Origin of the sequence: Sphingomonas agri, from assembly GCF_038148795.1 — a bacterium.
GTDB classification, from domain to species: domain Bacteria; phylum Pseudomonadota; class Alphaproteobacteria; order Sphingomonadales; family Sphingomonadaceae; genus Sphingomicrobium; species Sphingomicrobium agri.
This window is the reverse complement of record NZ_JBAPEU010000002.1, coordinates 1-26,620: the sequence shown is the minus strand read 5'-3', so window position 1 is coordinate 26,620 and position 26,620 is coordinate 1. Positions and strand designations below refer to the sequence as shown.

Genomic DNA, 26,620 nt, shown 5'->3' with positions numbered 1-26,620 from the left:
TCGGAGCATTGACGGGGGATTGAGCCGATGAACCTGGCGCGATCGTTTGGATCCGTCGGCGGACTTACGCTCGCCAGCCGGATTCTCGCGCTCGTGCGCGATTCGCTGCAGGCCCGCTACGTCGGCGCAAATTTCGCCTCAGACGCGTTCCTTGTCGCCTTCCGGCTGCCCAACATGTTTCGGGCCTTCTTCGCGGAAGGAGCATTTTCCTCGGCGTTCATCCCGATGTTCAACCGCAAGCTTGCCGAGAGCGGCGGCGAGCGTGCAGCCGCATTCGAGTTCGCCGAGCGAGCGTTATCGGTGCTCTTTGCCTTCCTTGCGGGCATGACGGTGGTGATGCTGCTCGCGGCGTGGCCGCTGACAGCGCTGCTTTCGGGCGGTTTCCACCGCCAGCATCCGACACACGAGCAGTTTGCCTTCGCGGTTTCGCTCAGCCGGATCACCATTCCCTACCTGATGCTGATCTGCCTTGCTTCGCTCCTCGGGGGCATCCTCAATTCGCTTGAGAAATTCTGGGTCAATGCAGCCGCCCCCATCCTTCTCAACATCGCGATGATCGTGGGCCTGTTCGTGTTTCACGGAACGCCGGCAGAATCGGCGCGAGTGCAGGCGATCGCGGTCCCCGTCGGCGGCGTGCTTCAGCTCGCCTGGCTGTTCTTCGCCTGCCGCGCTGCAGGAGTGTCCCTCCGGCCCCGGGTGCCGCACATCGATCCTGAGGTGCGCCGTCTCATGAAGCTGATCCTGCCGGCTGCGATCGGGGCCGGCGCAGTACAGCTGAACCTCGTCGTTTCGACCGCATTGTCGGGCTATCTTCTGGGCGAAGGCTCGATTTCCTACATCTACTACGCCGACCGGGTGAACCAGCTTCCTCTCGGCATGATCGGCATCGGGCTCGGCACGATCCTGCTTCCAACGATCTCGCGGCTCCTGAGCGGGGGCGAGGATGCCAAGGCGATGGACACCCAGAACCGCGGGATGGAACTCGCCCTGTTCCTGACGCTGCCAGCGATGGTCGCACTGATCGTCGCTGCCGAGCCGATTGTCCGCGGCCTTTTTCAATATGGGCACTTCACGGCCGAGGACACGGTCAAATGCTCATGGGCCCTCGCGGGCTTCTCGATCGGCCTGCCCTCTTACGTCCTCGTGAAGGTCCTGACGCCCGGCTATTACGCCAGGCACGACATGAAAACGCCCGTACGATACGCGGTTCAGTCCGTCGCAGTGAACCTTGTCGGCAACCTCATCCTGATCCCGGTTCTCGCGCGCTATGGCTACGGCCATGTCGGCCCGCCGCTTGCAACTGCGCTCTCCTCCACCACCAACGTGTGGTTTCTTTACGCGACCCTTTCAAAGCGCGGACATTTCGTCCCGGACGACCAGTTGAGGCGCCGCCTCCCGCGTCTCGCCGTCGCTGCGCTGCTGATGGGAGTTGCAATCTACGGCGTGGACCAGTTGCTCGACCCCTGGCTCAACGGCCGCATCTGGGAACGATATGTGGCACTGACGGCGCTGGTTAGTGCAGGCGTCGCAGTCTATGCGGTCGCATGCTTCTTGACCGGCGCCTTCGTGCTCGATGATGTGAAAATCCTACTTAAGCGGCGAGCACGACAGGCATGACCGACACAAGGCGAGTTGTTTCCGGGATCCAGCCTACCGGTGGCCTTCACCTCGGTAACCTGCTCGGCGCGATCCTTCGCTGGGTAAGGATGCAGGACGAGGCCGAATGCCTGTATTTCCTCGCCGATCTTCATGCGCTCACCGTCGATGTCGACCCTTCCGAGCTGCGATCCAACGTCCGGGAAATGGCCGCAGCACTGATTGCGAGCGGGATTGATCCTACCAAGTCGACCCTCTTCCGGCAGAGCGCCATTCCTGCACATTCCGAGCTTGCGTGGATCCTCCAGGGCACCGCCCGTATGGGCTGGCTCAACCGGATGACGCAGTGGAAGGACAAGGCGGGCAAGAACCAGGAAGGCTCGTCCGTCGGCCTGTTTACCTACCCGGTCCTACAGGCCGCAGACATCCTGCTTTACAACGCTTCCCATGTTCCCGTCGGAGAAGACCAGAAGCAGCACGTAGAGCTGACCCGCGACATCGCGCTTAAGTTCAACAATGACTTCGACGTCGAGCTGTTCGTTGCACCCGAACCCTATATCGGTGGAGGCGCGGCTGCACGGGTGATGAGCCTGCGCGACGGACGCTCCAAGATGTCGAAAACCGACCCTTCAGAAATGAGCAGGGTCCACCTCACCGATACCGACGATGCAATCGCGCAGAAGATCCGGAAAGCGAAGACCGACCCCGATCCGCTGCCCGCAGATCCTGCGCTGCTGGACAACCGCCCCGAGGCAAAGAATCTCGTCGGCATCTATGCAGCGGTGAAAGACCAGAGCATCGAGCAAGTACTCGCACAGTTTGCAGGCCAGGGATTTGGCGCGTTCAAGCCGGCACTGGCCGACGCGGTCATCGCGCTCATCGCACCGATCCGTTCGCGCCTCGAGGATCTGCGCCAGCATCCCGAGGAGCTAGACCGCATACTTGCAGAAGGGGCCGCGCGGGCAGCTGCTCTTGGAGCGCCGGTGCTGGCCGCGGCGAAGGTCGCCGTTGGCCTTACCAGATAGCTCCGCCTTGCCCACTGACGCCCAGTCTGCTGAACCGCTGCCCCTGCTCTTGTCCGAGCAGCTCAAGAGCATTGTCGCCGAGGCCGGGCCCGAACGGCTGTCCTTCTCCGAGCTTGCAGCCCGCCTGCAGTGGCGCGCCTGGGGCGGACTTCTGCTCATCTTCTCGGCCATCAACGTGCTGCCGCTGCCTCCCGGCACCAGCGTCTTCTTTGCAATCCCCCTCCTCATTGTCTCCGCACAGATGGTCATCGGACGAGCAAGCCCCTGGTTTCCGGCCCGGCTCGACCGTCGCGGTGTAAGCCGCCAGCTGCTGGCTCGCCTCGTCGTCAAGATGGACTGGGCCGAAGCACGCGTCGAACGCATCTTCAAGCCGCGTCTGCCAGGGCTGACGGGACGAGTTGCAGCGCGGCTCATCGGTGTCGTCTGCTTCCTCCTGGCGCTCCTTGCAGCAATTCCCATTCCGCTGTTCCATGTCGCACCGGCGGCCGCGATCATCCTGTTCGGCCTCGCTCTCATCTACCGGGATGGAGCATTGGTTATGGTGGCGACGGTGGCGGCGGTGCTGAGCGTGATTGTCGACATCCTTATCATCGGATCGGGCGTCGCCATCCTCAGCTACGCGGCTTCGTGGTTGCGGCACTAGCAAGCTGTCGCCCACGCCTCGTCGGCGGAGCGCCACGCTTCATCGACCGTTCACCGCCGTTCGTAGTATGTCGTTCTTACCAACAGAATCACGCCCGCTCGAAGGGAAGTCAGCATGCGTACCCGGAAACTTGCAGCGGCGATTGCGCTCGGCATCGGTGCCCTCGCGCTTTCAGCCTGCGCCGAACAGATCAACACCACCGTCTCACGCTATCAGGCGATGCCCGCGCCACAGGGACAGACGTTCTTCGTCGTGCCGGCAGGCGGCATGGCAAACAATGGCGGTCTGGAATTCCAGCGCTACGCTGGCCTCGTCGCGCAGCAGCTCCAGGCCCGTGGCTACACGCCGGCAAACAGTGCCCAGAGCGCCAACATGATCGTCCAGTTCGGCTATGGCGTCGATCGCGGACAGGTCCGCTACGTCGAGGACCCCTTCTATAGCCCCTTCGGCTACGGCGGTTTCGGGCCCTGGGGCGGCTTCTACCGGCCGCGCTTCGGCTGGGGCTGGGGCGGCGGCTATTACATGGGATGGAACGACCCGTTCTGGTATGGCAGCGGCATCGACAGCTACGTCGAATATCACAGCCAGATCGACCTCCATATCCGGCAGGCCGGAACCAACGCTCCGCTGTTCGACGGCCGCGCCCAAGCGCGATCGGAGACCGACCGCCTCGACGTCGTGATCCCGGGTCTTGTCGATGCGATGTTCACCGGCTTTCCCGGCCGCAGCGGCGAAACGGTGAAGATCACCATTCCGACCCGTCAGGTTCCGCGCAGCTAAGTCTGCGGCGGCCTCAGAAAGAAAGGGCCTCCCGGAGCGATCTGGGGGGCCCTTTATCTATCAGCCTTGCCTTAGTGGTCAGCCTTCGAGCTGGCGCGTCAACAATCGGATATCCGCGTCGAGTTCGGCATCGCTTGCGCGCAGTTTCTCGATCTGGCGGACGGCGTGGATCACGGTGGTATGGTCACGCCCGCCGAAGCGCCGACCGATATCGGGCAGCGACTTGGGAGTGAGCTGCTTCGACAGGTACATCGCGACCTGGCGTGGGCGGGCGACTTCGCGGGCCCGCCGGGCCGAGGTCATCTCCGCCTTTCGAATCCGGTAATGCTCGGCGACCTGGGTCTGGATCTCGTCGATCGAGATCCGGCGCTGATTGGCCCGGAGAACGTTCGCTAGCACCTCTTCGACGAACGCCACGTCGATCTGACGGCCGGTCATCATGGCGTAGGCGCCGATGCGGTTGAGCGCGCCTTCCAGTTCGCGGATCGAGCTCGTCACGCGCCTTGCAAGAAAATCGATTACCGGCCGCGGCATCTCCACGCCGGGAAGCGCCTCGAGCTTGGACACGATGATGTTGAACCGGAGCTCGTAGTCGGCCGAGTTGATGTCCGCGACGAGCCCCCAGGACAGGCGCGAGAGGATGCGGGGCGCAATACCGTCAAGGTCCTGAGGCGCACGGTCCGACGTGATCACCAGCCGCCGGCCGGCAGTGATGATCTCGTTCATGGTGTGGAAGAATTCTTCCTGTGTCGAATCCTTGCCGGCGATGAACTGGACATCGTCGATCAGCAGCAGGTCCGCATTTCGCAGGCGCTGCTTGAACCCGATCGTGTCGTTCTCCTTGAGCGCGCGGATGAACTCCACCATGAACTTCTCGGCCGACATCGAAACGACGCGCGCGCCGCGATTGCGAGCAAGAAAGGCGTGGCCAATCGCGTGAAGCAGGTGAGTCTTGCCGCGCCCGGTGCCGCCATGGATGAATAGCGGGTTGAACGTGACGGTGGGCGAGGTCGCAAGTGTCCGCGCAGCGGTCGCGGCGACTTCATTCGCCTTGCCGACAACAAAGGTCTCGAAGCGGTAGCGCGGATCGAAATTGGGAGCGTTCGGATCCCGTTCCGCGGGCGGCGGCGCTTCCTCGAGAATCAGCAGCGGCGCGGGCCTTGGCGCGTCGGCAGCAGCGATGACGCGAACGTCGCGAACGACCGGCAAGACGGTTTTCCAGGCGAGCGTCAGCCGCTCTCCAAAATGCGAGCGAACCCAGTCTGCCATGAATTGGCTGGGCATGACGATGTCGAGCGTGCCGCCGTCGGGTTCGAACGCGCCGAGCTCGGCCGGCTTCAGCCAGCCATCGAAGGTACGTGCTCCAAGATCGCGGCGAAGACCTGTGCGGATCGATTCCCAGGCCGCTTCGATCGGCGCTGCGACGGGCGCCCCGGCCGGCTCAAGTGACGTACTTACCCCGCCCGATTGCACTGGTCCGCGCCTCCCTCGTCTAAGTCCCCTGCAAGAGGCAACGCGATCCCGCTGCGTGCCGACCGAGTCGCGCGCCTTGGGTCTCTCTTCTCTCTTGCCCCCGGCACGGATTCGCGCCCGGAAAGTCCTTTCTGAGATTGTCAGCGGCTGCTTGCAAGTGCCGTTTTTTCACAGAAGTGAAATAATACAGCTTGACATAGGATTATGGCCGAAACTTAGCGAAAATGGCTGAAAACAGCCGTTTTCTTGGTTACGTAAACGTTAACCCTCGCGCGAATCGCCGGAATTACTGCATTTTTCTTGCAGTCCAGAAACGGGACGGGCCGCCGGTTTCCCGACGGCCCCCGAAACACCCATCTCGGATGGTTTTTTAGCCGAGCGACGCAACCCGCTTTGAAAGGCGCGAAAATTTGCGCGCTGCCGTGTTCTTGTGGATAACACCGCGCGCCACACCACGGGCGATCTCGGGCTGAACGGCCTTCAGCGCTTCAGCTGCTTCCGACTTCTTCCCCGACGCGATCGCCGACTCGACGGCCTTGATGAAGGTCCGGATGCGGCTCACCCGCGAATGGTTGATCGTCTGGCGCGTCGCGTTGCGGCGGATGCGCTTTTTGGCCTGCGGCGTATTCGCCATGAAAGTTCCTCGTTTTTCGTGCGGCTCAATGAAAAAGCGGCGCAAAGCCAAACGGCTGCGCCGACGCGGGCGTTCCCCTACTCAGAGAGGCCCCAAAGGTCAATGCTGGCATTTGGGGCAGTAGAATGTCGAGCGGCCGCCCTGCACGATTCGCTTCACCGTGCCCCCGCGTGCGCAAGCCTCGCCCTCGCGATCATAGACCGCAAATGATTTGGAGAAATATCCCAGCTCTCCGCCAGGAGCCACGAAATCGCGGAGGCTCGATCCTCCTGCGGCAATGGCCTCTGCAAGCACGTCCTGGATAGCAGGGACTAGGCGCTCGAGACGCTTGAGCGAAACAGAGCCGGCTGGACGCCGCGGATGAATGCCTGCGCGGTACAGGGCTTCGCAAACGTAGATATTGCCAAGCCCAGCAACGATGCCCTGGTCAAGAAGGGCAAGTTTGATCGCGGCAGTCCTTCCGGCAAGGCGCCGCTTCAGCTCGCTCGCGCGAAGGTCGAGGGGCTCCGGGCCCAGCGCCCTGAACGGCGGCCAAGCAGCGAGCTCGTCCTTTCGCAATAGGTCGAGCGAACCGAAACGACGGGGATCGTTCAGCGCGAGCCTTCTGCCCTCGTCCGTCTCGATGATAAGATGATCGTGCTTGGCCGTTTCGCCGGGGTCGATCCGCCAGTGCCCCGACATTCCAAGGTGGAAGACGAGAATGTCACCGCGATCAGTTTCGATAAGACCATATTTAGCGCGGCGGCAAAGGGCGGTCACGCGGGCTCCGACGAGCCGCTGACCCAGGTCCATCGGCAGGGCTCGCCGCAAATCGGGCCTGCGCGCCTCGATCCGCGCGATGCGGCGGCCCTTGAGAACATGAGCAAGGCCGCGCACGGTCGTCTCGACTTCGGGTAGCTCTGGCATTGCCACGCGATATGGCGAAGGCGCGGCAACCCCGCTAGAGGCGCACACCCATGACGAAACAGGTCAATTTCGGCGACGAGCTCGTAACCCCCGAGGAAAAGACGCGTCGCGTCGGTGCGGTCTTCAGTTCGGTAGCGCGACGCTACGACCTGATGAACGACCTCATGTCTGGCGGAATGCACCGGCTTTGGAAGGACCGTTTCGTTGTGCGCGTAAAGCCGCGCGCAGGCGAAAAGATACTCGACATGGCAGGGGGCACCGGCGACGTCGCCTTTCGGCTGGCCCGTCGCGGTGCACAGGTGATGGTCGCCGACATCAATGCAGACATGCTCGAGGTCGGGAGGGACAGCGCCCGGCGTCGGAATCTCACCGGCCTTTCGTGGAAGATCGAAAATGCGGAAAGCCTGAGTTTTCCCGACGCGAGCTTCGACGCCTACACGATCGTATTCGGCATTCGGAACGTGTCTGACATCCAGGCAGCGCTCAGGGAGGCGCATCGCGTTCTGAAGCGCGGAGGCCGTTTCTACTGCATGGAATTCTCCTCAAGCGACTGGCCCGGCTTCGCAAACCTCTACGAGACCTACGCCTCCAAGGTGATCCCGCGCGTAGGCAAGCTCGTCGCCCATGACGAGGAGAGCTACCGCTATCTCGTCGAAAGCATCCGCCGATTTCCCAGACCCACTGCCTTCAAGGCTATGGTGATCGACGCAGGCTTCGTTCGGGCTGCTTCAGAACCCATGCTCGGCGGACTGGTCACCATCCATTCGGGTTGGAAGATTTGACCACCAGCGTCACCCATTTGTGGCGTTTGCTGAAGTGGGGCCGAACCCTCGCCAGGCATGGTGCGCTGCGCGGGATCGAGGAAGACCCGTTGACGCCGGCGCCGGTCCGACGCCTCGCGCGGATCGCGCGCTTTGGCGCCCGGATACCGCCCCACCCCGAATATGCCGAGGCCCTCGTCGCGATCGGCCCTGCTGCGGTCAAGCTTGGTCAGGCGCTGTCGACGCGGCCGGACCTCGTCGGGGAGCGGGCGGCAGCCAACCTCTCGCAGCTCCAGGACGACCTTCCCCCCGCCCCTTTTCTCGCAATCAAGCAGACCATCGAGGCGTCCTTCAACGCGCCGCTCGAGACGCTCTTCTCGCGATTCGATGAGGAACCGGTCGGCGCAGCCTCCATCGCCCAGGTGCACCATGCGATCACGACCGAGGGCCGTGAAGTGGCGGTCAAGGTCCTGCGCCCGGGAATCGAGGAGGAATTCGCGAGGGCCATCGAGACCTACGAATGGGCCGCCGCGCACGTTGAACGCTATGGCGGCGAAGCCGAACGCCTTCGTCCGCGTCTCGTCGTCGCCCACTTCCGGCAGTGGACGGCGCGCGAACTTGATCTCCAGCGGGAAGCGGCATCGGCTTCCGAACTGAGGGAAAACATGGTCGCCGAACCCGGCTATTACGTCCCCGAGATCGACTGGCGCCGCACGGCACGGCGGGTTCTGACGCTCGAATGGCTCGACGGCATCAAGCTCAACGACCGGGATGCCCTGATCGCTGCGAAACACGATTGCGGAAAGCTCGCGCAGACGCTCGTTCGTGCGTTTCTGCGCCAGGCCGTCGTCGACGGCTTCTTTCATGCCGACCTTCATCACGGAAATTTATTCGCCCTGTCGGACGGGAGAATCGCGGCTATCGATTTCGGCATCATGGGCCGGATCGACAGGAGGGCTCGCATCTGGCTCGCCGAGATTCTCTACGGCCTCATCACCGGCAATTACCGGCGCGTTGCCGAGATTCACTTCGAGGCACAATATGTTCCCGCGCACCACAACGTGCAGGAATTCGCAACCGCGCTTCGCGCTGCCGGCGAGCCCATTCGGGGACTTCCGGTGAAGAACATTTCGATCGGCCGAATGCTCGAAAGCCTGTTCTCGATCACCCGGGACTTCGACATGCCGACGCAGCCGCATCTTCTGTTGCTCCAGAAGACGATGGTCATGAACGAGGGTGTCGCCTCCGCGCTCGATCCCGACATCAACATGTGGGAGACCGCCGAGCCGTTCATCGGGGAATGGATCCGCTCCGAACTCGGCCCGGAGGCCTATTATGCCGACCGCATCATTGACCTCGTGCGGGCGGTGAAGAAGCTTCCGGAGCTGATTGACCGGCTGGATCAATATTACCCGCCCCGCGGAGCCGCGCCGCCTTCGCCGCCGCTTCCGGATATCGCCGTCATCGAGCATCGCAACTGGTGGAGCTTTGCGGCGGCCGGGGTCATCGGCGCGATCATCGGCGCCCTGCTCTTGTTTATGCTAGTGTAGACGCATGGCTCGGGTCCTGCTCATCGTCGGCGGCGGCATTGCGGCATATAAGTCGCTCGAGCTGGTTCGGCTGTTGAAGAAGTCCGGCCACTCGGTCACGCCCATCCTCACCAGGGGAGGCGAGCATTTCATCACCGCTATGAGCCTCGGCACCCTTGCTGAAAGCCAGGTATTTACGTCGCTCTGGGAGCTTAAGGACGAAATCGAGATCGGGCACATCCAGCTGAGCCGGTCAGCCGATTTCGTGCTCGTTTGCCCGGCCACGGCAGACCTCATCGCAAAAATGGCCGCAGGCATTGCCGACGACCTCGCGACGACCCTGCTGCTCGCGACCGACAAGCCCGTGGTGATCGCGCCGGCAATGAATGTTCGCATGTGGCTGCACCCCGCGACGCAGCGCAACCTTGGCCAGGTGAAAGCCGACGGAGTGCGCGTGATCGAACCGGCCGAGGGCGAGATGGCGTGCGGGGAGTTCGGACCTGGCCGGCTGCCGGAACCCCGTGAGATCGTCGATCAATTGTCCGCACTCTTAAAGTGACCCTGGCCGGCAAGCACATCCTCGTCACTGCAGGCCCGACACACGAGCCAATCGATCCCGTACGGCTGATCGCCAACCGATCCTCGGGCCGGCAAGGCTTTGCGATTGCAGAGGCTGCAGCGGGCGCAGGAGCGAAGGTCACCCTGGTGGCGGGACCTGTTGCACTGCCAACGCCGCGAGGGGTCGAGCGCATCGATGTCGAGACCGCCGAAGAGATGGCCAACGCGGTCTTCTCGGCGTTGCCGGCGGACGGAGCGGTCCTCGTTGCCGCCGTTGCCGACTGGCGCGTGGAGCCCTCTTCGACCAAGCTGAAGAAGGGCCGTGGTCCGCCGCAGCTGCATTTCCTCCCCACTCGCGACATCCTTGCCGAGCTCGGCGCAAGCCGAATGCGTCCTCGCCTGCTCGTGGGCTTCGCCGCCGAAACAGACGATATCGTCCCTCGCGCCATTAGGAAGCGCACTGCCAAGAAGGCCGACTGGATCCTCGCCAACGACGTCTCGGGAGATGTCATGGGTGGACAAAGAAACCAGGTTCACCTCGTCACGGCCGAGGGTGTCGAAGACTGGCCCGAAGGAAGCAAGAAGGAAGTCGCCCTGAGGTTAATCGACCGGATGGCGGCCGAACTTGCGGACATGGAACGAGCTGCTTCTTAATCGACATCAATGCCGTTCAAGAGTAATTGTCGGCGCCTTCAACCTCAGGGGCCGAGATGAAACATCTTCTTTTATTCGCAGCAATCGGACTGACGGCCGCAAGCCCCCAGGCGGTGAGCGTCGAATCCGCGAACGGAGACTGGAGCCACCTCCCCGCCCTCAGCGCACGAGGATACGACCACCTGAACTCGGTCATGATGGCCAAACTCTACGAAATTGCTGCCGAAGGCCGCTGCCGGCTGCCGGGTTTTGCGGCCAATCGCATCGACTTCGACCTGACTTTTGCGGCCCAGTACGACAAGGACGGAAGCCTGCGCCGGATCGTCATTCCAAAGTTCAACTGCGCTGAGGCCGAGAGCGTCATCGGGGGTACGGTCCTGGAGATGCTCGAGGGCGGCGACTATCGCCCGACGGGCAAAAATCCCTATGGCTGGTACCGGGGCAAGTTCAGCTTCAGCTTCGAGGGAAAAAGCCCGATCGAGGCCTAGCGCCGTCCGCAGGCCCGGCAGCTCTGGTCCGCAGGGATGGTAATCGTCCTCCAGGCGAGCCGTTCACCGTCGAACAGATGAAGCTTGCCGGTCTGGTCATCGCCGACCGCGGTCAGTGCATTGATCGCAAGAAGTGCCGCGAAGCTTCCGACCGTCGCGGTCAGCGCTCCCAGCACCCCGAGTTCCGCGCAATTGTCACAATCCTCGGCATCGAATGCGTCCCCCACGAAGCAGCGATAGCAGGGGCGAAGGCTAAAGAGGCCCACCTGGCCCTGGAACTGCACGGCAGCAGCCGACACGAGGGGAATTCCCAGGTCGACGCAGGCATCGCTGACGGCAAGCCGCGTCGCGAAATTGTCGCTGCCGTCGATGACCAGGTCGTGGCTTTCAACGAGCCTTGCGGCATTGTCGGGGCCGATGCGCTCCTGGACCGGGGTAGCCTTCACGAAATGGTTCAGGCGATGCACGAACTGAAGGGCGAGATCCGCTTTGGAATAACCCGCGTCCCGCTCGCGAAAGAGCGGCTGGCGATGAAGGTTGCTGAGATCCACGACGTCCGAATCGATGATCGTCAATCGACCCACCCCGGCGCCCGCAAGGGCCGGAATGACGGAACTGCCGATCCCCCCGGCCCCAACCACGCAGATGCTGGCCGCCTTCAGTTTGCGCTGGCCGGTCCCGCCGATCTGCGGAAGGACAATGTGCCGCGCGTATCGCTCGAGCTCGGCGTCGGAAAGGTTCACTGCCCGGTCGACCCGAAGCCCCCGATGCCGCGCCGAGTATCGCTCAGCGCTTCGACCTCCCGAAACTGCGCCTTGAACACGGGCCCGGGCACGAGCTGAGCAATCCGTTCGCCGCGGCGGACACTGAAAGGCTCGCTACCGAGATTGGCAAGAATGACCTTCACCTCACCGCGGTAATCCTCGTCGATCGTGCCCGGCGTATTTAAGCATGTGACGCCGTGCTTGAGGGCAAGGCCGGACCGTGGGCGTACCTGGACCTCGTAGCCAGTCGGGATCGCGATGGCGAAGCCTGTTGCAACGGCGTGCCTTTGGCCCGGGACAAGCGTCAGATCCTCTGCAGCGACGACGTCGAGGCCCGCCGCCCCTTCCGTTGCGTAGCTTGGAAGCGGAAGGCCCTCCCCATGCGGCAAGCGCCGCAGCTCGATCTCGATCATTTCGCCTTCTTCCGTGTCGTTCGCCGACCCTTCTTCACGGGCGGACCCTTTGCCGAGCGCTCGTCGATGAGGCGAACAGCTTCGTCCAGGGTCATCGACTTTGGATCGCTGGCCTTGGGCAGAGTGGCATTCGTGGACCCATCGGTGACATAGGGCCCGTAACGTCCTGCCATCACCTTAATGTCGCCGCCGCTCGAGGGATGCTTGCCAAGCACCGCGATCGGCTCGCGTGAACCTCCGCGTTGGCGTCCACCCCCGGAGGCCGCGTCGGCAAGCTTCGCGACGGCGGCATTCATCCCGGTGTCGAAGACCTCCGCCGTCGAACCAAGCTTTGCATATTTGCCGTCGTGAGCGAGATAGGGGCCGTAGCGGCCTATGGAGGCGGTGATCGGCTTGCCCGTTTCCGGGTGAGTGCCGATTTCGCGGGGAAGCGAGAGAAGCCGCTCCGCAAGCTCGCTCGTCACGTCCTCGAGCGGCACGTCCTTGGGGATTGATGCCCGCTTGTCTTCTCGTTCCACATAGGGTCCGAAACGACCGCTTTTGAGCGCAATTCCCGCGCCGAGGTCGGTCGGGCCCTCATTCTGTGTCTGCTCGCCGCCCTGGCCGAACTTCTGGGTGTAGCGGCAGTCCGGATAATTGGAGCAGGCGACAAATGCTCCGAACCGGCCGCCGCGAAGTGAAAGCCTGCCGTTTCCGCACTGCGGGCAGACCCGGGGGTCACTGCCGTCCGCACGCGGCGGGTAGAGCCATGGAGCAAGAAACTGGTCCAGAGCCTGGGTGATCTCGCTTGGCTTCTGGTCCATGACCTCGCCCGCCTTGGGCTTGAAGTCCCGCCAGAAGTCTTCGAGCAGCCTGTGCCAGTCGAGGCGTCCGCCCGAAACGTCGTCAAGCTCCTCCTCGAGTTCTGCCGTATAGTCGTAGCTGACGTAGCGCTCGAAGAAGCGCTCGAGAAAAGCCGTGACGAGCCTGCCGCTCTCCTCGGGCACGAAACGCCCTTTTTCCACGCGGACGTACTCGCGGTCCTTGAGCGTCTGAAGCGTCGCTGCATAGGTCGACGGCCGCCCGATTCCGAGTTCCTCCAGCCGCTTGACGAGGCTCGCCTCGGAATAGCGAGGCGGCGGCTGCGTGAAATGCTGAGTGGCATCGACGCCCGTCATCAGGGGAGCATCGCCCTCGCGCAACGCCGGCATGCGCGCGCCCTCCTCATCCTCGGCTTTTTCGTCTCGTCCTTCCTCGTAGAGGGCAAGATAGCCGGCAAAGAGCACGACCTGTCCGGATGCGCGAAGCACCGCCCTACCGGCGCCATGGGCCAGCTCAACTGTCGTTCGTTCCAGCCGCGCGGACGACATCTGGCTCGCAAGAGCACGGTTGTAGATGAGCTCATAAAGCCGTGCGTGATCGCCCGAGGCGGCGCGCGGGCGATCGAAATCGGTCGGTCGAACGGCCTCGTGAGCTTCCTGGGCGTTCTTGATCTTGCTCGTATACTGACGCGGGCGATCCGGCACGAAACCTGCGTCGTAGCGGCTTGTGATCGCCCGTCGCGCAGCGCTTACCGCCTCGGGCGCCATGTCGACGCCGTCGGTACGCATATAGGTGATCAGCCCGTCCTCGTAGAGCGACTGGGCGACACGCATGGTGTGGCTCGCGGAGAAGCCCAGTTTTCTTGCAGCCTCCTGCTGGAGCGTCGAGGTAGTGAAGGGCGGCGGCGGGTTCTTCGAGAAAGGCTTGGTCTCAACCGAGGAGACCGTGAAGCGCCCCGCTTCGACGATTGCCTTGGCGGCCTCGGCATCGCCCCGCGTACCGATCGTAAGCCGCTCGATCTTCTTGCCGTCGAGTTCGACAAGGCGCGCGGTAAAGCGCTGCCCGTCGGTTTCGAAGGCCGCGCTCACCTGCCAATATTCCTGGGAATTGAAGAGCTCGATCTCGCGCTCGCGGTCGACGATCAGCCGGAGAGCGACAGACTGCACGCGGCCCGCAGACTTGGCTCCGGGGAGCTTGCGCCAGAGAATCGGCGAAAGCGTGAAGCCGACCAGGTAATCAAGGGCGCGCCGGGCCCTGTAGGCGTCGATCAGGTCCTCATCGAGCCCGCGCGGCTTCTGCATTGCCTCGGTGACCGCAGAATTGGTGATTGCGTTGAAGGTCACGCGCTGGACGTTGGCGGGCAAAGCCTTCTTCTCGCGAAGCACTTCCTGGACGTGCCAGCTGATCGCCTCGCCTTCACGGTCCGGGTCGGTCGCAAGAATGAGCGTGTCGGCTTTCTTCGCCTCTTCCGCAATCGCCCGCAATTGCTTCGACCGGTCGGGAGAGACCTGCCATTCCATGTGAAATTCCCGGTCGGGATCAACCGAGCCGTCCTTGGCCGGAAGGTCGCGCACGTGCCCGAAGGACGCGAGCACCCGGTGACCGCTTCCCAGATATTTTTCGATGGTTTTCGCCTTGGCCGGCGATTCGACGACAACGAGTTTCAACGAATGTCTTTCTTTACGTACGTACGCGCGATGGTGATGGGCCGCTTGGCCGGGCGTCAACTGGCGCCGCCGTGTCTCCTGGCGGACGGAGCCGTGTAAAACTGCCGGAACAGGACGAGGATCCGAAGCTCTCCCACCAATGAAGGGTGGGTCACGCTAGCGCATTACCAATGCGCGGTTCAGTCCCTCTCTTCAGACGGACGATGTTCTGACGATGCTTCCAGAGCACCAGCACCGCGAAGGCGAAAAGCATGGACGCCAGGCTCGAATGAAGCATGAGTGCGCTGATGGGGGCGCTGATCGCTGCGCTCATTCCTGCGACGGAAGAGAATCGAAGCGTCAGCAGCACGACAATCCAGATGAGGGCGTAGGCGGCGGCGGCGATCGGAAGCAAGACAATGAGCACGCCGAAGAAGGTCGCGACCCCTTTCCCGCCGCGAAACTTGAGCCAGACGGGATAAAGGTGGCCAACTAGGGCGCCGGCTGCTGCGGCGGGCCCCGCCTCAGGAGCAATAAATCGCTGCGCGATGAGGATCGCCGCGGTTGCCTTCAGGCAGTCAAGCACCATCGTCAGGACCGCGAGTATCTTGCTTCCGGTCCTCAGGACGTTGGTTGCACCGATATTGCCGGAGCCGATGTCGCGAATGTCTCCTTTTCCCGCGATGCGCGTCAAAAGCAGACCAAATGGGATCGAACCCATAAGATAGCCGATCGCCAGGGCGACGAGAGTTTCGCGGGACATGAACCGGTTGGTAGCAAACCGGAACGCGGGTGCAACTTGCAGCTCACCGCATGCCACGCCACAAAGTCCCGCGTGGACCCATCGGCTCCGATCCTGTTCTTCGACTCCGGCGTTGGCGGTTTGTCGGTGCTCGCACCAACGCGCGCGCTTCTGCCCAATGCGCCGATCGTCTACGCGGCCGACAGCGCCGGCTTTCCCTATGGCAAACGCAGCGAAGCCGAGATCGCGAGCCGGGTCCCGGCCCTCCTCGGACGGCTCGTAGAGCGCTTCCGTCCCCGCATAGCGGTGATCGCCTGCAATACCGCGAGCACCATTGCGCTGGAGCACGTCCGCTCGGCCCTGGAACTACCGGTGGTGGGAACAGTGCCGGCCATCAAGCCCGCGGCCGAGATTTCCAAGAGCCGGTTCATCGGCGTCCTTGGCACCGAAGCGACCGTTCGCCAGCCATATGTCGACGATCTCGCGGCGAGATTTGCAGCTGACTGCACACTCATTCGTCATGGTTCGCCCGAACTGGTTGAACTTGCAGAAAGGAAGCTTCGCGGCGAAGATGTCCCTGCCGGTGCCGTGCGCCTCGCCGTGCAACCGCTGTTCGAGGCTCGAGGCGGTGAGCGTATCGACACAATTGTCCTTGCCTGCACACACTTCCCACTCCTCGAGGACGAGCTGCGCAGCGCCTTTCCTGGAATAGCCTACATTCACGGAGGCGAAGGCATCGCGCGGCGGATCGCTCATCTCACTCGGGATCAGTCCTGGCCACCCAAGCCGAGCGGCCTCATGCTATTCACATCGCCGGCGCGGCGCCCCTCCCCCGAAGCGCTCGCCTCTTTTGGCATTGAGGACATCCAGCTATTCTGAAAAAATTGAAACCGTTTCTGAGTGGAAATCTCTAAGAGCCGAAGCTAAGGGCGGCATCGAGCGAGTACGGGCATTTGGATTACGAGCGCATCTTCAAGTCCGCGATCGAGCGCCTTCACGACGAGGGCCGCTATCGCGTGTTCATCGACATCCTGAGATCCAAGGGGAATTTCCCAAATGCCCATTGCTTCGGCGGCAATGGGCCAAAGCCGATCACTGTCTGGTGCTCCAACGATTATCTCGGCATGGGCCAGCATCCGGCCGTGGTCGAGGCGATGGAAAAGGCGCTCCACGAAGTCGGCGCCGGCTCTGGCGGCACCCGCAACATCAGCGGAAACACCCATTATCACACCAAGCTCGAAGCGGAGCTCGCAAGCCTTCACGGCAAGGAAGGCGCGCTCCTCTTCACGAGCGGATACGTTTCCAATGAAGCTGCGCTTTCGACCCTCGGGCGGCTCTTGCCTGGCTGCGTGATCTTCTCGGATGAATTGAACCACGCCTCGATGATCGCCGGCATCAAGAGCAGCGGCTGCGAGAAGAGGGTCTTCCGTCACAACGATCTTGAGCATCTCGAGGAACTGCTCGCGGCCGAGAGCCAGGAGACGCCCAAACTCATCGCCTTCGAGAGCGTCTATTCGATGGACGCCGACATCGCGCCGATCGGTGCGATCTGCGACCTCGCTGACAAATATGGTGCGCTGACCTACCTCGACGAGGTCCATGCGGTCGGGATGTACGGCCCCCAGGGTGGCGGAATTTCCGAGCGCGACGCGGTTGCTCACCGGCTCACGATCATCGAGGGCACCCTCGGCAAGGCATTCGGCGTGATGGGCGGCTATATCGCTGCTGATCGGATGATCATTGACTGCATCCGGTCCTATGCGCCGGGTTTCATCTTCACGACGAGCCTTTCGCCGGTGCTGGTCGCGGGCGCGCTCGCCAGCGTCAGGCATCTTAGGGGCTCGAACGAGGAGCGGCTGGTCCAGCAGGAGGCGGCCGCGATGCTGAAGGCCAAGTTCGCGGCGGCCGGCCTTCCTGCATTGCCGAGCACGACGCATATCATCCCGCTGCTGGTCGGCTGTCCGATCAAGGCAAAGAAGATCAGCGACATCCTGCTTGCCGAGTACGGGCTTTACGTTCAGCCGATCAATTTCCCGACGGTGCCGCGCGGCACCGAACGCCTCCGCTTCACGCCCGGCCCCCAGCATTCAGCCGAGATGATGGACACGCTCGTCGAAGCTCTCGCCGAGATCTGGAGCCGCCTGGAGCTGCGGAGAGCGGCCTAGCCATGAACAAGGAAACGGTTGTCCGGCGTGGCACCGATCCGGCGCATCCTTCCATCGAAACGCAGCTCGTCACCGCAGTCGAGCGATCGGAACTCCGGCACAAGCCGTTCGACCATATCTACATCGAGCAGCTGCTCGACCCCGAGACCTATGCAGCGCTCCTCGCCGCCATGCCGGACCGCCGCTTCTACCACGACCTCAAGCACAGGGACGCGGTCCGCAAGGATGGCACCAGCACCCGTCTCAGGATGTATCTCTATCCTGAGCTCCTTTGGCGCCTGCCCGCAAACCTTCGCGCGATATGGACGCCGGTTGCCCGGGCGCTGTGCTCGCGAGAACTCGAAAACGCCTTCAAGCGCAAGTTCCGATCGGCGCTCGAGCAACGGTTTGGGAAGCCAGCCGAGAAGGTTGGATTATATCCAGTGCCGATCCTGCTCAGAGATCAGCCGGGCTACAAGATTTCGATCCACAGCGACGTCGGAAAAAAGGCAATCACAGTGCAGTTCTACCTGCCTGCCGACGATTCCCAACGGCATATCGGCACGATCTTTCACGAAAGCGACAAGGGCGCCGGAGCCAAGAAGACGACGCAAATGCCGTTCATGCCCTCGACCGGCTATGCCTTCCCGGTAGCGCTCACGAAAAGCTGGCACAGCGCGGCGCAAACGAAGAAAGCGGATGGCGAGCGGGTAACGATGATGGTCACTTATTATGTCGCGGAAGGGCTCAAGGGCCTCCTCTATCGCCGAGCGCGCCGCGCACTGCTGTCACTGGGTCTTCACCCCGAGCGCTGAGCCGCGGCAACGAGCGCGCAGCCGCGCGACTTGGTTCTTGCAGAAGCCCCCGTCGATGAGGCCCCCGTCTCAAGGACCAGCGGAGATAATCTTGGTTCGGCCCCTCGGGCGGGCGCCAAACACTGGCGAATCCTCGCCGGCTGCCCTAGTCAGGCATTATGCGCATTGCCCTTGCTGCCGACCATGCCGGCTATCGGCTCAAGGATGAACTCGTCGTGTGGTTGCGCGAGCAAGGCCACGAGGTGACGGACCTTGGAACCAATGGCCCTGAAAGTGTCGATTACCCGGAATATGGAGCAAAGCTTGCCTCCGTCGTCGCGCGGGGGAAAGCAGAACGCGGGATTGCCGTTTGCGGCTCGGGGATCGGCATCTCGATTGCAGTCAATCGCAACTTGCGCTGCCGCTGCGCGCGGGTCGACGACCCGCTCTCGGCCCAGCTTGCCCGCGAGCACAATGACGCCAACGTCCTCGCGCTTGGCGGCCGCCTCATCGGCACCGACATGGCTAAGGCCTGCGTCACCGCGTTTCTGGGTACCGATTTCGCCGGCGGGCGCCACCAGCGCCGCGTCGATCAACTTTCACACGAACTGCAGGACAGCGATTGATGGCCACCGCCGCAGAGCTCGACGCCAACGCCAGTTACCGGGTGCCGCACGGCTTTTTCACCAGCGGACTTTCCGAAATCGACCCTGCCGTCGAGGACGCGGTCCGTGACGAGCTTCGCCGCGAGCAGACCCAGATCGAGCTGATTGCTTCGGAGAATATCGTGAGCAAGGCCGTGCTCGAAGCACAGGGCTCGGTCCTCACCAACAAATATGCGGAAGGCTATCCCGGCCGTCGTTACTACCAGGGGTGCGCCCCTTCCGACGCCGTTGAGACGCTCGCGATCGAGCGCGCCAAGAAGCTTTTTGGCTGCCAGTTCGCCAACGTGCAGCCGCATTCAGGCGCACAGGCCAACGGGGCTGTAATGATGGCGCTCCTGAAGCCCGGCGACACGATCATGGGGCTCAGCCTCGCAGCCGGAGGTCACCTGACGCACGGCGCTCCTCCCGCGCAGTCGGGCAAATGGTTCAACGCCGTTCAATATGGCGTTCGCAAGGACGATCAACTCGTCGATTTCGACGAGGTCGAGCGGTTGGCGAGGGAGCATCGACCAAGGCTGATCATCGCCGGCGGGTCTGCCTACCCGCGTCATTTCGATTTCGCACGCTTTCGCTCGATCTGCGACGAGGTCGGGGCCCTGTTCCTGGTCGACATGGCTCATTTCGCAGGACTCGTCGCGGCGGGCGAGCACCCCTCTCCCTTCGGTCACGCTCACGTGGTGACGACGACCACGCACAAGACCCTGCGCGGTCCCAGAGGCGGTATGGTGCTGACGGATGACGAGGATATTGCGAAGAAGATCAATTCAGCAGTGTTCCCCGGACTTCAGGGCGGGCCGCTGATGCACGTGATCGCTGCCAAGGCGGTCGCTTTTGGCGAAGCGCTCCAGCCGGAATTCAAGACCTACGCCAAGGCAGTTATCGCCAATGCCAAGGCCTTGGCGAACGGCCTTAAGGCCCGCGGCGCCGATCTTGTCGCCGGTGGGACGGATACGCATCTTGCGCTCGTTGACCTCAGGCCGCTGGGTCTCACGGGCAAGGACGCGGACGAAAGCCTCGAGCGCGCGGGCATCACCTGCAACAAGAACGGCGTTCCCTTCGATCCGCTGCCTCCCGTTAAGACCAGCGGCATCCGGGTCGGGTCGCCTGCCGGAACGACGCGCGGCTTCGGCGAACTGGAGTTTCGCGACATCGCGGGGATGGTGGCGGACGTGCTCGACGGGCTCAAGCAGAGTGGTCCGGAGGGCAACGGCGCGGTCGAGCACTCGGTGAACGAGCGCGTGCGCGAGCTGTGCGCGCGCTTTCCTATCTATCAAGGCTGAAGGATGCGTTGCCCCTTCTGTGCGCATGAGGACAGCCAGGTCAAAGACAGTCGGCCCAGCGAAGATGGCGCAGCGATCCGCCGTCGGCGGCAGTGCGAAGCGTGCGGCGCCCGCTTCACGACGTTCGAACGCGTTCAGCTTCGTGACCTCACCGTCATCAAGAAGGACGGCAAACGCGAATCCTTCGATCGCGAAAAGCTCGCCCGCGCGATAGGACACGCGTGCCGCAAGCGCGATATCGATCCGACCAGGATCGACCGACTCGTCAGCGGCGTGCAGCGGCAACTGGAAACCCTTGGCGACGAAGTGGCCTCGGTGCGCATCGGGGAAGCTGTGATGGCGGGCCTCAAGGCCCTCGATCATGTCGCCTACATCCGGTTCGCGAGCATATATAAGGACTTCAGCGAGCCGGGAGACTTCGCCGAGATCGCCGAGCGCGTCGAGAAGGAGGCGATCCCGCCGCCGGGGCACGACAAGTTGCTGTGACCGAACCTGCCAAGCCGATCATCATTCTCGTGCGTCCCCAGCTCGGCCAGAACATCGGCAAGGCCGCTCGGGCCATGCTCAACTTCGGGCTGACCGAAATGCGGCTCGTTGCTCCCCGCGACGGCTGGCCCAATCCTGAAGCAGGACCTGCCGCAAGCGGAGCGGACATCGTGCTCGAACGGGCGCAGCTCTTCGCCACGGTCGAGGAGGCCGTTGCCGACTGTTCGCTGATATTCGCTTCGACCGTGCGCCGACGCGACCTCGTCATGCCGGTCGCCGGACCGGGTGAAATGGCCGACAGCATCACCACCTCTGGCCAACGGTGCGGGATACTTTTCGGACCCGAGCGCTCCGGCCTCGAGACGGAGGATGTTGCACTTGCCAATGCGATCGTCACCGTCCCAATCAATCCAGAATTTGGTTCTCTCAACCTTGCGCAGGCAGTCATTCTCCTTGCCTATGAATGGTCAAAGCGCAGTTCTCTTGTCCAGCCGACGGCCAAGGAGCTCGAGCCCCGCGCACCTCATGCTGAACTTGAAGGTCTCATCGCGCAGCTGAACGAGGAACTCGACACCAAGGGCTATTTCCGCCCTCCCTCGCGCACGCAGGCGACGAAGAACACGCTCCGGACGATCTTCACCAAAGCCGGATGGTCATCGCGTGAAATCAAGGCCATAAGAGGCGTGATCCGTGCACTCGTCGGCCCGGCTCGTCGCCGGGACTGACCACGCAAGCGGGGTCGTTTCACTCAAATTGGATTCCTGCGAGGCGTTCTTGATGTTTGTTGCAGCGTTCTTGCTCGTTTCAGCACAGGCGGCCGCCGGCCAGCAAGCGTCGGTTGCCCCTCCGAGCGCTCCCGCGCAGGCACCGAAGAAGGAAAAGAAGACCTGCCGCGTCGATGATGCGGACAGCGGCTCGCATATGTTCACCGCGTTTGCCTGACCGCCCAGGAATTACAGCAACGCGGCCAGGGCGCCGTGGGTGGTTCGCATTCGGGGATCAGTGGCAAGGCCACGGATTACTGAGCCGCACGCCTTGCTGAATCCTTGAAAACCTTGACCTTGAAGCGGCAGCCCCCTAGGTGCGCCGCTTCGCAATTGGCCCCGCACTCCGGTGAAGCGGCGGCCCTGCCCCGAGCAAGTCGACGGCAGCGCGGCTCCGGAACTTGTGACTACGCAATTGGAGAATTGATGTGACGAAGCGCACCAGCGCCAAATACAAGCTCGACCGCCGGATGGGCGAAAACGTCTTCGGACGGCCCAAGAGCCCTGTAAACCGCCGCGAATATGGGCCCGGCCAGCATGGCCAGCGCCGCAAGAGCAAGCTCAGCGACTACGGCATTCAGCTGCGGGCCAAGCAGAAGCTCAAGGGCTATTACGGCGACATCACCGAGAAGCAGTTCAAGAAGAACTACACGCAGGCAATCGCCATGAAGGGCGACGCCTCGCAAAATCTCATCGGCCTTCTCGAACGCCGCCTCGACATGATCGTCTATCGCGCAAAGTTTGCGCCGACGATCTGGGCGGCGCGTCAGCTGGTCAGCCACGGCCACATCCGTGTGAACGGCGTGAAGTGCAACATCGCCTCGCGCCGGGTTAACGTCGGCGACGTGGTCGAGCTTGGGAGCAAGGCGCAGGAAATGGCGCTGGTGATCGAGGCCCAGAGCCTCGCCGAGCGTGACATCCCTGACTATGTTGTTCCGGACGGCACCGCCAAGATCACGTTCACCCGGGTGCCGAAGCTCGACGAGGTTCCCTATCCGGTGCGGATGGAGCCCAACCTCGTGATCGAGTTTTACTCGCGCTAAGATTTTTCAATCGCGCATCAACGGAAGACAAAATGGGCGGCCGGGTCAATTCCGAGCCGCCCATTTTGCAGTCAGTGGCCGATCGTGTGATCGAGCAACTGTCCGATGGAAAACAAGCGAGCGACTTGGCGCTGGCGCAGCGGACTGTTAGCGCGCGCCCGCATGTTGGAACTCCCACGCCCGCCGCTGCCAGAATGGGCGCCTCACGAGGCGGTCTGGATCGGTTTTCCCAGTGATCCGGAGCTTTGGCTCGGCGATCTCAAGCCGGCGGAACGGGAAGTCGCGGCATTTGCCCAAGCGGTTCATGCCGGCGGCAAGGGAGAGAAGATCTGGCTAGTTGCTGCGCATGAGGGTGCAGCGGCGATCGCACGCGAGCTCTGTCCTTTTGCAGAAGTGATCGTCGAGCCGTTCGGGGACATCTGGCTGCGTGATACGGGTCCAATCATTCTGGGCAGCGACAATGGTCGCAGGGCGCGGGGCTTCTGCTTCAACGGTTGGGGCGGGAAGTACGACCTTGAAGGGGATCAAGACATTGGCGAACGCCTGGCACAGCGCGCCGGCCTTCCGTTCTCCAAGGCAGAATGGATCCTCGAGGGCGGGGCGATCGATGGCGATGGATCCGGTACCGTCATCACGACCGAGCAATGCCTCCTCAACCCTAACCGCAACGTTCTTACCCGCGAGGAGGTCGAGAAACGGCTCTTGGAAGAGCTCGGCTTCGAACGTGTGGTCTGGCTAGGCTCGGGCTTGATGAACGATCACACCGATGGCCACATCGACAATCTCGCCCGGTTCGTTGCCCCCGGCAGAGTTGCCATCCCGACCTGCGCCGGTGATGATCCGAACGAAGCCGTTTACAAGGATGCAGCACGGCGCCTCGGTGACGCGCATCTCGACATTGTCACCCTGCCCTCGCCAGGACGCGTCACGAATGAGGAGGATGACATCATCCCGGCGAGCTACATGAACTTCTACATCGGCAACGCCGCCGTCGTGGTGCCTCAATATGGAGCGGCCAATGACAGGGGCGCCGTCGAGGTGGTACAGGCCCTGTTCCCCGACCGCATTGCAATTGGCCTGCGCGCCGACCACATCCTGACCGGCGGTGGAAGCTTCCACTGCATCTCCCAACAGGTTCCACAATGAACAAGCTCACCGTCGCGGCGCTGCAGCTCTCTTTTACCGAGGATACGGACGCGAACATTCGGGCGGTCAGCGACCTTGTGCGCGAAGCGGCCGGCCGGGGGGCCCGCGTGATCCTTCCGCCCGAACTCTTCGAGGGGCCTTATTTTTGCCGCGTCGAAGACGAAAGCCTTTTTGCAACGGCGAAACCCACTGCCGACCACCCCTCGGTGCGCGCGATGCAGGAAGTTGCAAAGGAACTTGAGGTCTGGATTCCGACCAGCTTTTTCGAGGCCGAGGGACCGCATCACTACAACTCGCTCGCCATGATTGGCCCCGACGGCAAGGTCGCGGGAGTCTATCGAAAGAGCCACATCCCCGATGGCCCGGGCTACGAGGAAAAATTCTATTTCCGCCCGGGCAATACGGGCTTCAAGGTGTGGGCAGGGCCGGATCATTCGACCCTCGGCGTCGGTGTCTGCTGGGACCAGTGGTATCCGGAGACGGCGCGCGCGATGATGCTCATGGGTGCCGAGGTGCTCTTCTATCCGACCGCGATCGGGTCCGAACCGCACGACCCCGATCTCGACACGTCCCGGCTCTGGCGGCGGGCCATGATCGGTCATGCAGTTTCAAATGTCGTGCCGGTGGTGGCCGCAAACCGCATCGGTACGGAGCATGGTCAACGCTTCTACGGCCACAGCTTCATTTGCGACCAGCGCGGCGATATCCTTGCCGAATTCAAAGCGGAGGAAACAGGGGTCCTGGTTGCTACACTCGATCTTGCCGAGGCGAAGAGGCACAGGGCCGCGTTCGGTTTCTTCCGCGATCGCCGGCCAGAGCTTTACGGAAGGCTCGTCGAGGACGTCTAGGCGGGGCGCGCTCCGCAGGAAATGACGCAGGTGCGCACCTTGGGGCGCTCATGGACGTGCAGGCTCTCCGGTTCGCCCGGGATTACTTGCCTTCGGGTGGAATTAGATCCTCCGCCGCGACGATCCGCCACTCGCCGGTCCGCTTGAGCCACGTGTCGGTCCATACGAACCGGCCTTTGGAACCATCCTTGCCAATCCAGCTGTCGCTACCCTGGGCGAGCGCGGTGTCGCCGTAAAAGCGGACGATGACATCGTTCATGGTGTCGGCCGCCATATGCTGGGCGACACGGGGCACATCGGCAATCTCATCGGCCTTTCTAGAGAGCTTGCCCTTCGTGTCGACGCCGAGGAAGTCGTCGGCAAGGATCCTGCGTGCAACCGCGGGATCGCCCTTCACCAGAGATTGTCCCCAGGCCTTTTCCATGTCGCAGATTTGTCGAAGCGCCATCGGATCGTGCCGTCCTTCGCCCGTGCAGGCCGCGGATGCCGGTGCAGCGGCACCAAGAAGGACCAAGCCGATCGAGGCGTAGCCGGTTCTCATGCAACTCTCCCCCCAAATCAGTCCGGACGGAGCCTGATCGCCCTTTCGAACACGCTCTCGAACATCGCTCGATCGAGCCGGCCCGTATTCTGATTGTAGCGCGAGCAGTGATAGCTCGACAGGAGAATCCGGCCGTCGGACGCCTTCGCTTCGGCGCCATGACCGAATTTCGCCGCGGCGGGCCTTAGACAAAGCGCTCTTGCCGCTGCGACATGGGCAATTTGCCCCAGAGCGACCAGCACGCGAACGCCCGGCAATTTTGCCAGCGCCGCCTCGAAATAATTTCTGCAGGTCGCGATTTCGCTTAGCTCCGGCTTGTTTTCCGGAGGGAGGCACTTGACCGCATTGAGGATGACTGCGCCCTCGAGGCGAAGTCCGTCGCCGGGATCAGCGCGATATTCGCCCGTCGCCAAACCGAACTTCAGAAGGGTCGCGTAGAGCAGTTCGCCTGCAAAATCGCCGGTAAAAGGCCTTCCGGTGCGGTTCGCACCATGTTTGCCGGGCGCAAGGCCGACGATGGCGAGCCACGCAGCACGGTCGCCGAACGCGGGAACGGGAGCGTTCCACCAGCCGGGATGCTGGTCGCGGCACTCCTCGCGAAATCTCACCAGCCGTGGGCACAGCGGGCAATTGCGGGGCGCTTCGGCCTCGGGAATTGGCGAGACATCGGCAGGACTGGCGAACTCCATAATGCTGACCTAGGCGAGCAGCCGTGACGGACGCAACGCACCTCTACGCGATCGCGGTCGGTTCAAACCGGCCGCATGGCAGCTATGGACGTCCTGCCGGCGTGGTCGAGGCAGCGATTGCGCATCTCGACCAGGAATTCGGGTTGTTTGACGCATCGCCGATACTGCTCAATGCCGCGCATGGCGGGGCGGGTCGTGATTTCGCCAATGCGGTCGCGATCGTCGAGAGCAAGCTCGACCCTCTCGAGATGCTCCGTCGCCTCAAGAGCATCGAGCGCGAATTCGGCAGGCGTCCGGGCAAACGCTGGGCATCCCGCGTGCTCGACCTCGATCTCGCCCTCTGGAGCGGTGGACGCTTTCGCTCGCGACAGCTTACAGTTCCGCACCGCCGGCTGGCGGAACGCAGCTTCGTCCTCCAGCCACTCGCCCTCATTGCCCCAGCCTGGCGCGTCGGAGCCTTGAAGATCGGACATCTTGAACACCGCCTTGCCCGCCGCGCCCCACGAGGGTAACCGCGGCGCCTAGGTGGGCCCATAGCTCAGTCGGTAGAGCAACTGACTTTTAATCAGTAGGTCGCTGGTTCGAATCCAGCTGGGCTCACCAATAGAAACAACCGGCTGGCGTCGCGCTGCTCGAATTTTGTCCAAATTTTGCGGCAGAAAGATTTAGAGCGTCGGCCGTTTTCGGTTGTTTTTGCAGTGACTCGGCGACTTCGCGACCGAGAGGTCGGGCTCAGCCGAAGGTTGGGATGTGGAAGGCGCCCTTGTTGTCGGCATCGACGAACCCGTCGGGCCAGCGCTGGGTGAC

At 62.8% G+C, this 26,620-nt stretch carries 28 protein-coding genes, 1 tRNA gene and 1 pseudogene; 21 read left to right on the top strand and 9 right to left on the bottom strand.

All coding sequences use genetic code 11. The features are described 5' to 3' along the window. Window positions 1-27 precede the first annotated feature (27 nt). From murJ to V8192_RS06850, 4 genes are all read left to right on the top strand, one after another. Entirely contained in the window at window positions 28-1,617 is a 1,590-nt protein-coding gene (gene murJ / locus V8192_RS06865) for a murein biosynthesis integral membrane protein MurJ (protein WP_341632342.1), read from the top strand. Beyond that, entirely contained in the window at window positions 1,614-2,621 is a 1,008-nt protein-coding gene (gene trpS / locus V8192_RS06860) for a tryptophan--tRNA ligase (RefSeq protein ID WP_341632341.1), read from the top strand. Before murJ ends, trpS begins: the two co-directional genes overlap by 4 nt. Before the next feature lie 49 nt (window positions 2,622-2,670). Next, window positions 2,671-3,264 carry an exopolysaccharide biosynthesis protein gene (locus V8192_RS06855; protein WP_341632340.1) on the top strand — a complete coding sequence of 198 codons (594 nt, stop codon included), beginning with the start codon at window positions 2,671-2,673 and terminating at the stop codon, window positions 3,262-3,264. 114 nt (window positions 3,265-3,378) lie between these two features. Further along, window positions 3,379-4,044, top strand: a complete 666-nt coding sequence (locus tag V8192_RS06850; RefSeq protein WP_341632339.1) for a DUF4136 domain-containing protein — start codon at window positions 3,379-3,381, stop codon at window positions 4,042-4,044. A 78-nt stretch (window positions 4,045-4,122) separates the two neighbouring features. On the opposite strand, the gene dnaA is transcribed toward V8192_RS06850, so the two are convergent. The 3 genes from dnaA to mutM all read right to left on the bottom strand — a co-directional run bounded on the left by dnaA (window position 4,123) and on the right by mutM (window position 7,057). Beyond that, window positions 4,123-5,517: a chromosomal replication initiator protein DnaA gene (gene dnaA / locus V8192_RS06845; protein ID WP_341632338.1), complete on the bottom strand. Its 1,395-nt coding sequence runs from the start codon at window positions 5,515-5,517 to the stop codon at window positions 4,123-4,125. Window positions 5,518-5,887: 370 nt separating this feature from the next. Then, window positions 5,888-6,151, bottom strand: a complete 264-nt coding sequence (rpsT, locus tag V8192_RS06840) for a 30S ribosomal protein S20 (RefSeq protein ID WP_341633305.1) — start codon at window positions 6,149-6,151, stop codon at window positions 5,888-5,890. 99 nt (window positions 6,152-6,250) lie between these two features. Next, on the bottom strand, window positions 6,251-7,057 hold the full coding sequence (gene mutM, locus V8192_RS06835) for a bifunctional DNA-formamidopyrimidine glycosylase/DNA-(apurinic or apyrimidinic site) lyase (protein ID WP_341632337.1): 807 nt from the start codon (window positions 7,055-7,057) through the stop codon (window positions 6,251-6,253). Window positions 7,058-7,107: 50 nt separating this feature from the next. Between mutM and V8192_RS06830 the strand changes: the two genes are divergently transcribed. The 4 genes and pseudogenes from V8192_RS06830 to V8192_RS06815 all read left to right on the top strand — a co-directional run bounded on the left by V8192_RS06830 (window position 7,108) and on the right by V8192_RS06815 (window position 11,047). Further along, window positions 7,108-7,839: a class I SAM-dependent methyltransferase gene (locus V8192_RS06830; RefSeq protein ID WP_341632336.1), complete on the top strand. Its 732-nt coding sequence runs from the start codon at window positions 7,108-7,110 to the stop codon at window positions 7,837-7,839. Next, on the top strand, window positions 7,836-9,368 hold the full coding sequence (ubiB, locus tag V8192_RS06825) for a 2-polyprenylphenol 6-hydroxylase (protein ID WP_341633304.1): 1,533 nt from the start codon (window positions 7,836-7,838) through the stop codon (window positions 9,366-9,368). The genes V8192_RS06830 and ubiB overlap by 4 nt, the downstream gene beginning before the upstream one ends. A gap of 4 nt (window positions 9,369-9,372) precedes the next feature. After that, a pseudogene (gene coaBC, locus V8192_RS06820) lies at window positions 9,373-10,559 on the top strand (bifunctional phosphopantothenoylcysteine decarboxylase/phosphopantothenate--cysteine ligase CoaBC). A 56-nt stretch (window positions 10,560-10,615) separates the two neighbouring features. Beyond that, window positions 10,616-11,047, top strand: a complete 432-nt coding sequence (locus V8192_RS06815; RefSeq protein WP_341632335.1) for a hypothetical protein — start codon at window positions 10,616-10,618, stop codon at window positions 11,045-11,047. Here the strand turns inward: V8192_RS06815 and V8192_RS06810 are convergent. The 4 genes from V8192_RS06810 to plsY form a co-directional block, all read right to left on the bottom strand. Further along, a complete protein-coding gene (locus V8192_RS06810) occupies window positions 11,044-11,790 on the bottom strand; it encodes a HesA/MoeB/ThiF family protein (RefSeq protein ID WP_341632334.1) in 747 nt (248 codons plus the stop codon). The two genes, V8192_RS06815 and V8192_RS06810, sit on opposite strands and share 4 nt — an antisense overlap. Further along, complete coding sequence (gene dut / locus V8192_RS06805; RefSeq protein ID WP_341632333.1) at window positions 11,787-12,224, bottom strand: dUTP diphosphatase; 438 nt, start codon at window positions 12,222-12,224, stop codon at window positions 11,787-11,789. The genes V8192_RS06810 and dut overlap by 4 nt, the downstream gene beginning before the upstream one ends. Next, the gene (gene topA / locus V8192_RS06800; RefSeq protein WP_341632332.1) at window positions 12,221-14,692 is read right to left on the bottom strand and encodes a type I DNA topoisomerase; all 2,472 of its coding nucleotides are present in this window, start codon (window positions 14,690-14,692) and stop codon (window positions 12,221-12,223) included. The genes dut and topA overlap by 4 nt, the downstream gene beginning before the upstream one ends. A 151-nt stretch (window positions 14,693-14,843) precedes the next feature. Then, window positions 14,844-15,434, bottom strand: a complete 591-nt coding sequence (gene plsY / locus V8192_RS06795; RefSeq protein WP_341632331.1) for a glycerol-3-phosphate 1-O-acyltransferase PlsY — start codon at window positions 15,432-15,434, stop codon at window positions 14,844-14,846. Between the two features lie 72 nt (window positions 15,435-15,506). Here plsY and murI point away from each other — a divergent pair, with 72 nt between their 5' ends. From murI to aguB, 11 genes are all read left to right on the top strand, one after another. Then, a complete protein-coding gene (gene murI / locus V8192_RS06790) occupies window positions 15,507-16,292 on the top strand; it encodes a glutamate racemase (RefSeq protein WP_341632330.1) in 786 nt (261 codons plus the stop codon). A gap of 74 nt (window positions 16,293-16,366) precedes the next feature. Continuing rightward, window positions 16,367-17,578 (top strand): 5-aminolevulinate synthase, encoded by a 1,212-nt coding sequence (gene hemA, locus V8192_RS06785; RefSeq protein WP_341632329.1) that lies wholly within the window; start codon window positions 16,367-16,369, stop codon window positions 17,576-17,578. A gap of 2 nt (window positions 17,579-17,580) precedes the next feature. Next, a complete protein-coding gene (locus V8192_RS06780) occupies window positions 17,581-18,372 on the top strand; it encodes a hypothetical protein (RefSeq protein ID WP_341632328.1) in 792 nt (263 codons plus the stop codon). A gap of 158 nt (window positions 18,373-18,530) precedes the next feature. Then, on the top strand, window positions 18,531-18,977 hold the full coding sequence (rpiB, locus tag V8192_RS06775; protein ID WP_341632327.1) for a ribose 5-phosphate isomerase B: 447 nt from the start codon (window positions 18,531-18,533) through the stop codon (window positions 18,975-18,977). Next, entirely contained in the window at window positions 18,977-20,296 is a 1,320-nt protein-coding gene (gene glyA, locus V8192_RS06770; RefSeq protein WP_341632326.1) for a serine hydroxymethyltransferase, read from the top strand. The genes rpiB and glyA overlap by 1 nt, the downstream gene beginning before the upstream one ends. A 3-nt stretch (window positions 20,297-20,299) precedes the next feature. Next, window positions 20,300-20,782, top strand: coding sequence for a transcriptional regulator NrdR (nrdR, locus tag V8192_RS06765; RefSeq protein ID WP_341632325.1), 483 nt, complete (start codon window positions 20,300-20,302; stop codon window positions 20,780-20,782). Further along, complete coding sequence (locus tag V8192_RS06760) at window positions 20,779-21,507, top strand: RNA methyltransferase (protein ID WP_341632324.1); 729 nt, start codon at window positions 20,779-20,781, stop codon at window positions 21,505-21,507. The genes nrdR and V8192_RS06760 overlap by 4 nt, the downstream gene beginning before the upstream one ends. Window positions 21,508-21,559: 52 nt before the next feature. Continuing rightward, on the top strand, window positions 21,560-21,724 hold the full coding sequence (locus V8192_RS06755; RefSeq protein WP_341632323.1) for a hypothetical protein: 165 nt from the start codon (window positions 21,560-21,562) through the stop codon (window positions 21,722-21,724). Window positions 21,725-21,974: 250 nt separating this feature from the next. Further along, on the top strand, window positions 21,975-22,589 hold the full coding sequence (rpsD, locus tag V8192_RS06750; RefSeq protein WP_341632322.1) for a 30S ribosomal protein S4: 615 nt from the start codon (window positions 21,975-21,977) through the stop codon (window positions 22,587-22,589). Window positions 22,590-22,751: 162 nt separating this feature from the next. Continuing rightward, entirely contained in the window at window positions 22,752-23,735 is a 984-nt protein-coding gene (locus tag V8192_RS06745) for an agmatine deiminase family protein (protein WP_341632321.1), read from the top strand. Further along, window positions 23,732-24,583, top strand: a complete 852-nt coding sequence (aguB, locus tag V8192_RS06740; RefSeq protein WP_341632320.1) for an N-carbamoylputrescine amidase — start codon at window positions 23,732-23,734, stop codon at window positions 24,581-24,583. The genes V8192_RS06745 and aguB overlap by 4 nt, the downstream gene beginning before the upstream one ends. Window positions 24,584-24,665: 82 nt before the next feature. Here the strand turns inward: aguB and V8192_RS06735 are convergent, their stop codons facing one another. After that, on the bottom strand, window positions 24,666-25,124 hold the full coding sequence (locus V8192_RS06735) for a nuclear transport factor 2 family protein (protein ID WP_341632319.1): 459 nt from the start codon (window positions 25,122-25,124) through the stop codon (window positions 24,666-24,668). Window positions 25,125-25,141: 17 nt separating this feature from the next. Further along, window positions 25,142-25,813, bottom strand: coding sequence for a uracil-DNA glycosylase (locus V8192_RS06730; RefSeq protein WP_341632318.1), 672 nt, complete (start codon window positions 25,811-25,813; stop codon window positions 25,142-25,144). A 23-nt stretch (window positions 25,814-25,836) separates the two neighbouring features. On the opposite strand from V8192_RS06730, the gene folK reads away from it, so the two are divergent. Together folK and V8192_RS06720 are read left to right on the top strand one after the other, a co-directional pair. Continuing rightward, window positions 25,837-26,325 carry a 2-amino-4-hydroxy-6-hydroxymethyldihydropteridine diphosphokinase gene (gene folK, locus V8192_RS06725; RefSeq protein WP_341632317.1) on the top strand — a complete coding sequence of 163 codons (489 nt, stop codon included), beginning with the start codon at window positions 25,837-25,839 and terminating at the stop codon, window positions 26,323-26,325. Between the two features lie 15 nt (window positions 26,326-26,340). Further along, a tRNA-Lys gene (locus V8192_RS06720) sits at window positions 26,341-26,416 on the top strand. Window positions 26,417-26,620 lie beyond the last annotated feature (204 nt).

Coding starts and splice junctions, on each gene's coding strand:
- murJ (WP_341632342.1), top strand. CDS start 28: ATGAACCTGGCGCGATCGTTTGGATCCGTCGGCGGACTTACGCTCGCC.
- trpS (WP_341632341.1), top strand. CDS start 1,614: ATGACCGACACAAGGCGAGTTGTTTCCGGGATCCAGCCTACCGGTGGC.
- V8192_RS06850 (WP_341632339.1), top strand. CDS start 3,379: ATGCGTACCCGGAAACTTGCAGCGGCGATTGCGCTCGGCATCGGTGCC.
- rpsT (WP_341633305.1), bottom strand. CDS start 6,151: ATGGCGAATACGCCGCAGGCCAAAAAGCGCATCCGCCGCAACGCGACG.
- mutM (WP_341632337.1), bottom strand. CDS start 7,057: ATGCCAGAGCTACCCGAAGTCGAGACGACCGTGCGCGGCCTTGCTCAT.
- V8192_RS06830 (WP_341632336.1), top strand. CDS start 7,108: ATGACGAAACAGGTCAATTTCGGCGACGAGCTCGTAACCCCCGAGGAA.
- V8192_RS06815 (WP_341632335.1), top strand. CDS start 10,616: ATGAAACATCTTCTTTTATTCGCAGCAATCGGACTGACGGCCGCAAGC.
- dut (WP_341632333.1), bottom strand. CDS start 12,224: ATGATCGAGATCGAGCTGCGGCGCTTGCCGCATGGGGAGGGCCTTCCG.
- plsY (WP_341632331.1), bottom strand. CDS start 15,434: ATGTCCCGCGAAACTCTCGTCGCCCTGGCGATCGGCTATCTTATGGGT.
- V8192_RS06780 (WP_341632328.1), top strand. CDS start 17,581: ATGAACAAGGAAACGGTTGTCCGGCGTGGCACCGATCCGGCGCATCCT.
- rpiB (WP_341632327.1), top strand. CDS start 18,531: ATGCGCATTGCCCTTGCTGCCGACCATGCCGGCTATCGGCTCAAGGAT.
- glyA (WP_341632326.1), top strand. CDS start 18,977: ATGGCCACCGCCGCAGAGCTCGACGCCAACGCCAGTTACCGGGTGCCG.
- nrdR (WP_341632325.1), top strand. CDS start 20,300: ATGCGTTGCCCCTTCTGTGCGCATGAGGACAGCCAGGTCAAAGACAGT.
- V8192_RS06755 (WP_341632323.1), top strand. CDS start 21,560: ATGTTTGTTGCAGCGTTCTTGCTCGTTTCAGCACAGGCGGCCGCCGGC.
- V8192_RS06745 (WP_341632321.1), top strand. CDS start 22,752: ATGTTGGAACTCCCACGCCCGCCGCTGCCAGAATGGGCGCCTCACGAG.
- aguB (WP_341632320.1), top strand. CDS start 23,732: ATGAACAAGCTCACCGTCGCGGCGCTGCAGCTCTCTTTTACCGAGGAT.
- V8192_RS06735 (WP_341632319.1), bottom strand. CDS start 25,124: ATGAGAACCGGCTACGCCTCGATCGGCTTGGTCCTTCTTGGTGCCGCT.
- V8192_RS06730 (WP_341632318.1), bottom strand. CDS start 25,813: ATGGAGTTCGCCAGTCCTGCCGATGTCTCGCCAATTCCCGAGGCCGAA.